Origin of the sequence: Varibaculum sp., from assembly GCF_008661855.1 — a bacterium.
Lineage (GTDB): Bacteria > Actinomycetota > Actinomycetes > Actinomycetales > Actinomycetaceae > Varibaculum > Varibaculum timonense_A.
Window position 1 is genome coordinate 1 of sequence record NZ_RPZY01000013.1, and the last position, 12,002, is coordinate 12,002.

The following is a 12,002-nucleotide window of genomic DNA, read 5'->3' on the forward strand; positions in this document are numbered from 1 at the left end:
AATAAGAACTGAATCCCAGCATTGCCCCGGAAGATGGTATCCCCGCTTCAAGTATATCAGGGGTAAATAAGAACTGAATCCCAGCTAAAGAGAGAATCCCATAAGTAGAAATACAAGTATATCAGGGGTGAATAAGAACTGAATCCCAGAGGGTTTTATTATGATTGACGGCAAGAGACAAGTATATCAGGGGTAAATAAGAACTGAATCCCACCCTATGTGGAACTTCCTCAAGGGTAGGTAGCTAAAGCTACCGGGTAAGGCACGGGCACGTCCCTTACCTGGTATCCTAATAAACAAAGGAGGAAATAAGGATGAAAATAAAAGCAATGCCCCTAGCTTTTACTACTTTCGGTCTTTTTATGCTGACCGAAATAGTTAGCTTTCCATCAGTGGCAAATGCAATTTTGTCTCTAGCTATAGGGATAGGCGGAGTGTCTGCCCTAGTCTTAGCGATTCGCCAGCATGGCTAAAAAATACTTCTCAAGCGCTGGCGCTGCTAGACACCTAGGATTATCCCCTAGCACGGTCGCAACCTACCGCGCTAGAGGAATCTTCCCATTACCTAGCGTGATAATCGGAGAGGGGAAAGCCCAAGTTTTCGGGTGGTCTAAAGAAACGTTAGACATCTGGCAAGCCAACCGCCCGGGAAAACCTGGTAGACCGAAAGGGTCGTGAATAGAGCCTAATGCTCGTAAATAGCGTCTTCAATGACGAAAATTGGGTTTAGATCCGCCTTTTTGTTCTGACTCTGGTCTTGAGGGAAACCGAAAGATTAACCCCCCGGGTAGACCGGGGGGTTAATGCACAATAAGTAAATGAAAGGTTAGCCCCCTCCGAAAGGAGGGGGAACTTTTTCTAAAAGCAGGAGGAATACAGTGTTTATCCAGATACTACAGCTAGTAATATCGCTAGTAGCTCTCGCCGGCGTTATCGCCGTCTACCGCCAAAACAAGCGAAACGACTAGCAGATGATTAACTATTTAACGGTGAACGGGATAGCCCGGCGTTTCGGGCTATCCCCTCACACTGTAAAAAGCTATATAGAGCTAGGCAGATTCCCCGCCCCCGATGCCGCGATTGGAGCAGGAAAAGCCATCAAATACGGCTGGCTACCCCAAACAGTAGACAACTGGCAAGCCAGCCGCCCGGGCAAACCTGGCAGACCAAAAGGCAGCATCAAGCAGCAGTCCTAACCGCTGCGCTCAAAGTTTCTTTAGTAGCCTTTCCTCTGTCGTGTGGGGGTGTATCCTTCAAACCGTTTTACCCTCCCGCTTTCGCAGAATCAGCAAGTAATCGCGCCTATTACCCGTATCTGGAGGGTGGTAATGCACCGGGAGGGTGTTTTTTTGGGGGGGGATAATGCCCATTCGGGCATTATCCCGGGTTTGGTTATTAACCCCTATCTATATTTTTGGCGTGCTACCCACGCGAATGGGTAGCACGCCAAAATCTTAATACTAGGGGATAGTTCGGGCTAATGCCCGAAAGTTCTCTCAGTGGAACCTACTTGAGTACCCAGGTAGCGGCCGCTTCTTTATCCAAAAGATTCCCGAAATAGGAAATGCTGGCTGCATCAGTTTTAATTGGAACAATCCCGCTAACAGTGCCACCGGCTTTTAGAGTTCCATTGCTCAACGGCTCTTTGTCAAGAAAAGCGATTTCCGGATCTTCCGTGTTCCCTGACGAAGAGGTTTGTTTCCAATCGTAACTGGCGTAATCTACCGGTTCAGAACCGGTGTTTTTGTAACTTACCGTCACCAGCAGGTATTTTTTACCTGCCTGATCAGTTTTTTCGGTTTTGGAATCTACCGATACTTGTAAACCATTATCCAAAGTCACTGCTTTCCCAACAGCCAGTTTGCTAGTGTCTTCGTTCTTTTTGCTGTCGCCAGAATCCTTTTTCTCATCCTTCTTAGCGTCACCAGAATCAGCTTTTTCGCTGGTGGATACTACGGTAGAGCCAGCATTTAGCTCTTTTGTGGCTTCATCAAGAGCTTTTCCAAACACCCATTGAGTACAAATGACGATTACGATGGCAATAACGTTAATGACAACGGCAGCAATCGTAAGACCTTTCCCTCCCACTTTTCCTTTACGGATAGAGAAAATCCCTACGATTCCCAGGATTAGACCGATAATGGCTATCAAGAAAGAAATGTTATTAAGAATTGGAATCCAAGAACCGACTATTGCAATAATTCCAAGAACCAAAGCCGCAATTCCTAGTCCCGATTTTTTCTGCGGAGTTGGCGCTGGCTGCATAAACTGTCCCTGAGGATTTTGCGCTTCAAAAGGCTGATTTTCAGACATGATTACTTACTTTCCATAGATGCGGATACTAAATGAATCTGCAGGATTCTCTGGTTAATCCGAACCCTACAAATCAATATCTGAAACACGAGAATAAAGCGGTTATATTGCCAAAATCCGGTCAATAATTCCCCGCATTATTTTCACTGTTCATTACATTTGATTCTCGCGGGGGGGGTACTATGTCAAGTTAATAGCCGGATGGATTCTAAAAGATTTTTGGTGACCTTAAAGGATTGCGACAACCACCCCCTTAAGAAAAGTAGGTGGTTGCGGGATGACCGGGTGCTTGCCGTATGACCGGGTGGTTTCGGGAAGGCGAGGTGGTCACAAAACGGAATAGGACGTAAGGGAGGGTCGCCCTACCCCCTAGGAAATGGGGGACGGCCGCGAAAAGGTAAACGGGGCGATTTGGGAACCTGCCCTGCCTCCTAGAAATGAGTGTCGCACAGTTGGTGAATGGGGGGGGCTGCTAGTCTTTACCCATGGAACATGAACTCCCGAAACCTAACCTCAAACCTAACCCCAAACCTAAGTTGGATTCACCAGAAAAACCGGAGAGACTCGTACCAGAACCCGCAGGGATAGTTAATGCGATAGATGCTCAGGACGTGGTGAAACTCTACGGCAATAACCTTGCCTTAGACCATCTTTATCTGCAAATACCGGCCGGCTCATTTTTCGGGCTGGTAGGTCCTAATGGGGCTGGAAAATCCACGTTTCTGTCTATCGCTACCGGTCTTTTAGAACCTGATAGAGGCACAGTTTTCATTAATGGCATCAGTATGTGGGACGAACCCGTAGCGGCAAAGGCAGCGTTGGGGGTATTACCCGACGGGATGCATATGTTTGACCGTCTCAGCGGGATTGAACACTTAACATTTGTCGCTCAGCTGCGCGGTCTTGATAAACAGACTGCAATTCAGCGCTCCCGTTCACTTTTGCAAGCATTTGAACTGCCGCTAGATAAAAAGAAAACGATAAGCGAATACTCGACCGGTATGCGCAAGAAAATCGGTTTAGCTTTAGCGCTAGTCACCTCCCCGCGCCTAGTGGTTTTGGATGAACCTTTTGAAGCGGTCGATCCGGTTTCGGCAAACACCCTGCAACAGGTGTTAAAAGAATATGTGAAGCTAGGGGGAACAGTAGTGTTATCTTCCCATGTGATGGCGACCGTGGAATCATTATGTACCCATGTGGCAGTGATTAATCAGGGTCGTATTCTGGTATCCGGAACCACCGAAGAAGTCGCGGCAGGGCAAGACCTCAACTCGCGCTTCCTGCAGTTGGTAGGGGGACATCAGCAACGTGAAGGAGACCTGTCATGGTTGGGACGCTAATCCGGTTAAACCTGCGGTTGCAAACCAAACAGTTCACTAAACAGTGGTGGCGAATAGTCCTCGGTGTCCTAGCTATCATCTACGTGGCACTTATATTACTTGGGGTGGCAACCGGCTTTTGGCAAGCAGGTCACGCGGGGCTTACCGCTCCGATTCAAATCTATTACGCGCTGCTTATCGTCCTGGTGTGGATGATGATGGTATCGGCATCGGTAGCTGGCGAACAAAGCCTGACCCCCCAGGCGTTAGGCCCTTATATCGCCCCTACTCGGCGCGCAGCTTACGGGTTGCTCGCGGCTAATATCGTCAGTGTTTCCTCTTGTGTAGTTTTCGTTATCTACGAGGTGTCGCTGGCGGGGTGGCTAGCTGCCGGTAGCCTTGGTGCGAGTGTGCTCACCGTTCTAAGTGGGCTGCTAGGGGTATTTTTGATTGCAGCGTTCACTCAGATATTGCAAACTCGGATGGTGTCGCGATTAACTGCCAAGCGCGCTAGTTCTCGCCAGCTTTTTACCGGTATCGGTATGCTGGTGGTAATCGCTTTGGGATACTTCCTGGTGACTATGATCCCGCATTGGTTTGCTGATAGCGGTGGCGCAACCGCGTTTTTCCCGCTGTTGGTGCAAAAACTGACCGGAAGCACGGCGCAGATTTTTTGGTGTTTCTTGGCTCTTACTCCGCTTGCTCCTTTCCTGCTGGCTCCTTTCGTGATGGCTCACTTTTATTGGGGGCTGGCGCTCTCCCTCGTCTCTACCTGCTTTTATGGGGTTCTAATCTTGAGGGTGTGGCCGAAGGTTTTTGCGAATGCTCTAATGGGGCGGGGGCAGGTTTTAGCGGAAGTATCCGCTGCAAAGAACTTAGATGCCTCCTTTAATGAAAATAGTGAGGACGTCTGGAGGATTCCTCTGTTAGCGCGAGCGTTACCTCTGTCGCCGGTAGGACAAATTCATTGGGCAAGAATAAGTTATTACCAGCGAAAAGACCCGCGCCAAATTATTTCTCTATCTTCGATACTGTATGTGGCAGTTATTTTTGGGATTATGTTGTGGGCAAACCATCCCTCGGGAGAAATGGTTTTTTGGGCGTTAAACGGCACTATCTTGCTGGTAGCGGTAACGGCCGCAACTGCGCTGTTGAATATGTGGTCCAATGATTCTTCCGCCTACTGGTATCAGATTATTGCCGGGGTTGCCGGTAAAACTGACAGAACCGTGCGTGTTGGGGTTCTTGCTAGCTTTCAACTTCCGGTGATGGTGGCGATTACTTTGATTTTTGGTTTCGCGCTGAAAATGGACATCTCCGCAGTTTTGAAATCTGCCATTTTAGCCTGCTGCTACCTGTTAGTGGCTTTGGGTGCAAATTCTTTGATTTCTGCGGTGGTTACTATCCCCAGCCCGGCACCGGGGCAGTCGGCTCTGCGTAATAATTCGGGAGGAAGTGGAAAATCTATGCTGGCTGCCATGGCATCCTCAATGGCGGCGTTGTTGCTGTGCGCTCTCCCTTCGGGATTAATTATGCTGGTCTGCGTCCTCCTTAATGCCTCTTGGGTCTCGCTCTTGATAGCTGCCCTCATTACCGCTGCGGTGCTGGTGGGGGGAATCTACGGCGGCGGAAAACTGTTAGAACGCTTCCAGGTGCGTAATCTACGCCGAGTGATGGCGTGGCCAAAACATATTTATAGCGGGGAATAAACTAATAAGCCGCAGATAGGCGTGCTTTGCCGCGTATGGGGTAGCGAAATTGGGGTTAGTGCCTAAAAAGCTTCGCGTAGTTTTCTGTCACTTTGGCGTTAAAACTGGTGAGAAGCGCTAACAACCACCCTAAAAACTGAGATAAATAGGGGGTAAAACCTGGTCTGTCGGCGGAGATGGAGGGATTCGAACCCTCGAGGGGCTATCCACCCCAACTCCCTTAGCAGGGGAGCGCACTAGGCCACTATGCGACATCTCCAATGTCAAAGCACTCCCACAGTTTAACGGACGGGGTGAGAGTGTCCAAAAACTAGCTCCGTGTATCGGGTCACTTAGGCGATAGCAGCTAATCTTTCACCCTCGTCCCTCGACCAGTCAGCTACGCTTTTAGCGAGGATAGATGGCACAACGAAATAACCCGAGTAGGCTGAAACTATAGCGGATTGGTGATTCCAAAAATGGGGGAGGTAGTTTTGTCGCGCACATTCACTTCCTTCAAATACCGCAACTACCGGCTGTGGTGGCTATCCAATATCTTCGCTTCCACCGCCACCTGGATGCAAAGAGTCGCTCAAGACTGGGTGGTATTAACCGTGCTTACCGCTCACTCTGGTTTCGCGGTAGGGCTGGTCACCGCCTTGCAGTTCCTGCCACAATTGTTGCTATCTATACCTGCCGGAATAGTTGCCGACCGCTTCGATCGGCGTCACATCATCCAAATCTGTCAATGCGTAGTCGCCCTTAGCGGACTTTTAACCGGAGTGTTGTTACTTACCGGGGTAGCCGCCCTCTGGCATATCTATATAATCGCCCTGGTGAGTGGGGTAGCCGATTGTTTAACCTCCCCTGCGCGCCAAGCCTTTATTTCGGAACTGGTCACCGAGCAGGATTTACCTAATGCGGTGGGGTTAAACTCTATGGCTTTTAATTCTGCCCGTTTAATCGGTCCGGGACTGGCGGGGTTTGTGATTGCCGGAATCGGTCCAGGCTGGGTGTTTATCGCCAATTTTGCCCTGTTTATAGTGCCGGTGGTGGGGCTATGTTTCATGGATACCGCCCGGCTTTACACCCCCGAAAAGGCTCCTCGCACCAAGGGAATGATGCGTGAGGGATTGCGATACGTGCAAAACCGTACCGATATTAAAGCTATTATCGTGATTTTGACGGTTGTGGGAGCCTTGGGGCTAAACTTCCAGCTTACGCAAGCGGTGATGGCAACTAAAGTGTTCGGCAAAGGAGCGGGAGAATACGGTTTGTTGGGGTCGGTGATGGCTATCGGGGCTCTTGGGGGAGCTTTCCAGGCGGCGCGCCGTACCCAACCGAGGGTTTTTACCGTGGTGGTTTCAGCGGTAATTTTCGGGATTTTAGAGGGCGCATTGGCGCTTTGCCCCACCTATGAGGTGTTTGCGCTGCTGCTGATACCTACCGGATTCGTGATGCTAAACCTGCTTACCTGTGCAAATGCTGCTATCCAAGTTTCTACTGACGAAGAAATTAGAGGACGAGTGCTCTCTATCTATTTCCTCTTCTTCCTGGGAACCACTCCGATTGGAGCCCCAATAATTGGCTGGGTGGCCGAACATTGGGGGCCGCGTTGGTCACTCGGGGTGGGGGCGATAGCTTCTTTACTGGTGGCAGTGACTGTGGGGCTTTGGCTATGGCGACATTGGAGAGTCGATGTTACCCTTCGGGTTTCCCGTCCTTTTATTTCGATTGAGGGACCACGTGAGCGGGCGATGCGACGGCGGAAAGAACGAGCAGAGCGGCAACGGATTATGGATAACCAGTCGCGCGATACCGGAACCTAGGTTAGTAATCCCCGGTTCGTCCTCGCCGTTATCCCTGGCGAGAGTGACTTTTGAGGGCGCGAAAAGCAGCGCGTTTATGGTGCCCCCGAGACGATTCGAACGTCCGACACCCGCTTTAGGAGAGCGGTGCTCTATCCCCTGAGCTACGAGGGCGCAAGGCGAGAGATAGCGCCTCAACCTGTCTAGGATAACACTCGGAAACCCGCCTAGAAACTGAGCGCGAAAATCGCTAGGTGTCTTGGGGAAGTGATAAATGTCGTTTTCGAGTTCTTAGGGCATGGCAACCAGGGAAAACCTTTTACTTCTCGTATGCTGGCATGGTGAGCTATAACCCGGAAACGAACATGAACTCAACAGAAACGGCAGACAGTGAAGCACAGCCGGTAAAATCGGCTGTCACTAGCCGGGAACAACTAATTGATGAGGCCTTAACGCGCTGGATCGCCAATCTAGAGCAGATTATTGCAGAGGAAACTGCCTCTGGATATTTGGAACTATCTGCCGCGCACCCCGGGGGCTTGGCGCAACTTTACGGAGGGCGGCCGACACGCCTATCAAACCTGGTACGAGAACCGCGTGCCCTTTCACATTGTCGGATTCGAGCACGGGAAGTGCTCTCCGCTGCGCGTGATCGTGAATCTCGTTATGGTTCCGGTCCGGTTTATCTGGCTATCGGTACTGCTTCCTGGCGGCAGGGCGGGAGTCTGGGGGCAGCCTGGGATCGCGCCAGCGTGAACGGCGCGTCCTCAGCTACGAAAACCTCGGCGGCCGCTGCCTCTACCCTAAGCTCAACTGGGGTTTCCAATGAGGATACTCCGCAACCAGATGACACCGAGAGCGCAGTTTACGATATTGAAAAAGTTCGCGCCAGCGAACCGCGCACCATCACCGGGCCGGCTCTGCTATGTCCGGTAGAAATTTCCTTAACCGCAGACGAGGATGTGCTGCTCACTTTAGATACTGCGGTAGAAGTATGGCCTCCGCTAGAAGCTGCGCTGCGCGAAAAAGGTGAACAGGGTGAGATCGTTTCCATATTGCAGGGATTGCAGACAGAAGTAGCATTTAGCCCTACGAATGCATTACATGAGCTGCGCCGTTTGGGATTGCGACACCTGTTGGGGTTTGACCTGTATGATTCTTTGACTGTCGGACAGTATCTACACCCCTTATCTAACCTGGTAAAAGACTTTTCGCTTAATAAAGATTTATTGCAACACTCACCGGTAGTCGCAGCGCTGTGCGGAGATGTCCAGGCTGCGGGAGCGGTTCTGTCCCCACTGCCCGATCCGGTAGTAACCGACCGTGACCCCTTGGCAGAACACGGAGTTGGCGACCTGGATCCCGCTCAACACAATGTGCTAGATGCGGTCGCTTCCGGTGCAAACTTGCTCTTAGATGCGCCCCCAGAATCAGAAATAACCTCCACAGTGGCAGCGATACTTGCTGACGGAGCCAGCGCAGGAAGAACCATAGCCTACGTTCCGGGAGCGCGCCGTCGCCTACAACAGGTATTTGCAGTTCTCGGGCGTTTAGGTTTAGACAGCCTCACCTTAGATTTATCTAATCGCAGCCGGTGGCGCGATATTGTACCCGCAAAGCTGCTAGAAACTCTTGGCACTGCGGTACCCGCAATAGATTCCGAAGCGGGCGCTGCCACCACTCAGATGCGTAATGAGCTTTCCCAAATCCGTTCCCAACTGGGCGGATATATGGAACAATTGCATTGTAAACGTGACCCCTGGCAAGTCTCCGCCTATGATGCGCTCCAGGTGTTAGCAGATTTAACTGCTATGAAACCTGGACCTAGAACCAAAGTGCGTTTCGATTTAGAAACTTTGCATCACATTGCCTCAGATGGGGCAAAACGAGTTCAAGAGCTACTGGCACAAGCCCAGCGAGAAGGAATATTCTCGCAAACCCGAGCCAGTAACCCTTGGTATTCGGTGGTGGTGTCTTCGCCAGAAATGGTTGATACCGCAGTTGATGGCGTTAATCAATTGGCAGGTAGAACCTTGCCGCAAGTACGCGCGGATATTGACCGAACACAAAAAGAAACCGGTTTACGCCGAGCCACCACCCTCAACCAGTGGCATGATCAATTGAAAATGCTTGATGGTTTGCGCGAAGCAATGGATGTTTTCAAACCCCAGGTTTTTGAACGTTCAGCAGCCGATATGGTGATTGCGACCGCGACCAAGAAATGGCGTAAAGAACGCGCCCTGAACATGAAAGAATCCCAGCGTCGTCACCTGGTAAAACAGGCTAAAGACATGGTGCGTCCGGGACGTAAAGTCGAAGATTTACATCGGGAGCTAATCCGGGTACAACAGCAAAGACGGATTTGGCGTGAGTATTCTCCGGGCGGGGGCTGGCCGGTGCTTCCTGGTCGCCTCGACCAGATGCAAAAAGCTGAGGAAGCACTGCGTAGTCATCTTTCCCAACTGCAGCCCTTCTTTTCAACTGGTTTTGGTGATTTATCAGAAATGCCGCTAGATAAACTAGCCAGTTTGATGGATAGCCTTTCAGCAGATGAAAAAGGTGCTCAAAGACTGCCGCAACGGGTAGCGATTTTGAAAGAGCTACACGATTTCGGGGTAGACGAACTGGTAGAAGATTTACGCGCCAGAAGAGTCCCTGCCGATTTGGTGCGCATGGAGCTAGATTTAGCCTGGTGGGCATCGGCTTTGGCGGAAATGCTGCGACTTGATGATAGGCTCGCCCACTTTGACGGTGAACATTTAGAAGAACTAGCTGCCAGCCTACGAGAACTAGATCTTGCCCAAGTTAATTCGCTCTCTACTCAAGTTCTAGAACATATTCAGCGCCAGGTGGCAAAACTGGTGGAATCGCAAACTGAAAACATTGCCGACTTGGAACAGGTTCTCAAAGATGCACGCACCGATTTACCAGAAATAATCGGACAATTCCCGATTGTGGAACGTCTGCGTCCTATCCGCGCTATCCCGCCAGTGATGATACCGCAGATTCTTGGCAATGATCATCCAGTAGATTTGCTGGTCTTAGACGGGATAGAAAACGCCAATCTAGCGGAAGTTGTACCGGCAGTTGCTCGCGCTAAACAAGTGGTAGTTGTGGGAGATGTACGCCGCAGTGAACAGGGAACCGTTTCAGATTTCGCCGGTATATTCCCGCAACTAACTGCACCTCCTACCCGCAGTCGGGTAAACGAATGGGTAACCTCATTCCTGGCAGAACACAACTACGGACGAGACGTGATGCCAGTAACGGTACCTCGTCCTTCTCGTCCGGTCACTTTAACCGTAGTTGATGGCAGAGGAATGCCCGCGATAGGGGCGCAATGTGTAGAAACCTCTTCGCAAGAGGTTGAAGAGGTTGTGCGCCAGGTGTGCCAGCACGCCGCGAACCAACCGAAAGAATCTCTAGGGGTAGTAGCCTTAACGGTCAAACATGCGCAACGAATTAGCGCTGCTATCATGAGTGAAGTTGCCCGTAACCCCGAACTAGATAAGTTCTTAGCAAATAACCCAGAAGAACCATTCGTGATAGTAGATGCCGCCGGAGCAGCCGGTTTGCGCCGAGATCACGTTATTTTATCGATTGGTTTCGCGAAAACTCCCCACGGACAGGTGCTACATAATTTCGGGGTAATATCAGCAGCTGATGGCACTGCGCTACTGGTAGATGCGCTATCTATGGTACGTAAAGAGCTGTCACTCATTTCTTCAATTTCCCCGCAAGCAATCGATTCCCAGCGGCTTCATAGTGCCGGCTCGAAAATGCTGTATGACCTGCTGCAAGCTGCCCGCTCACAGTCGCAAACTGTAGGCCCAGTCCAGGCAGCTCAGGCAATGGGCGAGGAAGAATCGCAACCTGATCGTCTCCTATTAGATCTTGCAGAAAGACTATATTCGGTGGGATTAACCGTAATCCCGAATCTGGGACCAAAGAACGGTATGCGGATTCCTTTAGCAATCGGGCATCCCGATTATCCAGATGAATTGTTGGTCGCAGTGCTCACCGATAATCCCGACTATGTGGCAGAAAAATCATTACGACGTCGCGAACGGCATTGGCTTGACCGGCTTAAAGAATATGGTTGGGTAGTCAGCATGGTTTACTCTACCGCCGTATTTATGGATCCGGCGGCTCAAGCCCAACGCCTACTTGACCTAGTGGTAGATGTAGTTGAAGAACGCAAGAAAGCACAAGCCCAACGCCAGGTTGCAGCTTCTCCTGTTCCCGCTGGTGAACCGGCTGTGCAGCCTCCTTCCGTCGAGCTTTCACCGGCGCTTGCGCCGATGCCCGAAGAAGACGATGCTCCGAATCGCCCCATCAAGCGACCTCCGCTTTCTAGGGGATTACCGCTAACTGCTTATGGAGATGACCAGCTTGACGATTTGCTTGCCTGGATTCGTTCCGATAGCAAAGGACGCAGCCTGGATGAGGAAGTCGATTTACTTTTTGCTGAATTAGGTTTGCAACGGCGTGACAGCCAGGTAGACGCGATATTGTCAAACGTGGTAAAGCGAAACAGCTAGCTATGAAACATGCGGCAGTACGTACCTACAGTGAGGTTGATTCTATCCGTATGCGAGAGGGGAAACCTACCTCCTGGCAGGAAAATGTTGATTCAGTCTTTGACGAGGACGAGGCTTGCGATGGAGCGGAGAGGCATCGCGAGGTGGATTATCTATCCGAAATGCCGCCGCATTGGCGCGAACGTAACCAATAGTCCCAAATCGGGTCTGGCTGGGAGGTTTTCCTGCTGCTCTCGTTTGCGCACAGGGGCGGATTTTGCCTCGCGACCCGAAATCCGGCCAATGAAATGGGATTTTCACTGATTTAACGCCCGAAGCATTCCCCTCGACTTA

General features: G+C 50.8%; 8 protein-coding genes and 2 tRNA genes. 7 read left to right on the top strand and 3 right to left on the bottom strand.

Going from position 1 to position 12,002, the window contains the following annotated elements; translation table 11 throughout:
- Nucleotides 1-314: 314 nt before the first annotated feature.
- A complete protein-coding gene (locus QZT94_RS01330) occupies nt 315-473 on the top strand; it encodes a hypothetical protein (RefSeq protein ID WP_270627159.1) in 159 nt (52 codons plus the stop codon).
- 498 nt (nt 474-971) lie between these two features.
- A complete protein-coding gene (locus tag QZT94_RS01335; protein WP_270627158.1) occupies nt 972-1,196 on the top strand; it encodes a transcriptional regulator in 225 nt (74 codons plus the stop codon).
- Between the two features lie 310 nt (nt 1,197-1,506).
- Here the strand turns inward: QZT94_RS01335 and QZT94_RS01340 are convergent, their stop codons facing one another.
- Nucleotides 1,507-2,313, bottom strand: coding sequence for a DUF4352 domain-containing protein (locus QZT94_RS01340; protein WP_296760508.1), 807 nt, complete (start codon nt 2,311-2,313; stop codon nt 1,507-1,509).
- 485 nt (nt 2,314-2,798) lie between these two features.
- Between QZT94_RS01340 and QZT94_RS01345 the strand changes: the two genes are divergently transcribed.
- Nucleotides 2,799-3,653: an ABC transporter ATP-binding protein gene (locus QZT94_RS01345; RefSeq protein WP_296760510.1), complete on the top strand. Its 855-nt coding sequence runs from the start codon at nt 2,799-2,801 to the stop codon at nt 3,651-3,653.
- Complete coding sequence (locus QZT94_RS01350; RefSeq protein ID WP_296760511.1) at nt 3,638-5,341, top strand: hypothetical protein; 1,704 nt, start codon at nt 3,638-3,640, stop codon at nt 5,339-5,341. Before QZT94_RS01345 ends, QZT94_RS01350 begins: the two co-directional genes overlap by 16 nt.
- Nucleotides 5,342-5,512: 171 nt before the next feature.
- On the opposite strand, the gene QZT94_RS01355 is transcribed toward QZT94_RS01350, so the two are convergent.
- Nucleotides 5,513-5,600 (bottom strand) — tRNA-Ser (locus tag QZT94_RS01355).
- 214 nt (nt 5,601-5,814) lie between these two features.
- On the opposite strand from QZT94_RS01355, the gene QZT94_RS01360 reads away from it, so the two are divergent.
- The gene (locus QZT94_RS01360; RefSeq protein WP_296760513.1) at nt 5,815-7,149 is read left to right on the top strand and encodes an MFS transporter; all 1,335 of its coding nucleotides are present in this window, start codon (nt 5,815-5,817) and stop codon (nt 7,147-7,149) included.
- Between the two features lie 77 nt (nt 7,150-7,226).
- Here QZT94_RS01360 and QZT94_RS01365 read toward each other — a convergent pair.
- Nucleotides 7,227-7,302 (bottom strand) — tRNA-Arg (locus tag QZT94_RS01365).
- 191 nt (nt 7,303-7,493) lie between these two features.
- Here QZT94_RS01365 and QZT94_RS01370 point away from each other — a divergent pair.
- Nucleotides 7,494-11,669 carry a DNA helicase gene (locus QZT94_RS01370; protein WP_296760514.1) on the top strand — a complete coding sequence of 1,392 codons (4,176 nt, stop codon included), beginning with the start codon at nt 7,494-7,496 and terminating at the stop codon, nt 11,667-11,669.
- 2 nt (nt 11,670-11,671) lie between these two features.
- The gene (locus tag QZT94_RS01375) at nt 11,672-11,863 is read left to right on the top strand and encodes a hypothetical protein (protein WP_072510189.1); all 192 of its coding nucleotides are present in this window, start codon (nt 11,672-11,674) and stop codon (nt 11,861-11,863) included.
- Nucleotides 11,864-12,002 lie beyond the last annotated feature (139 nt).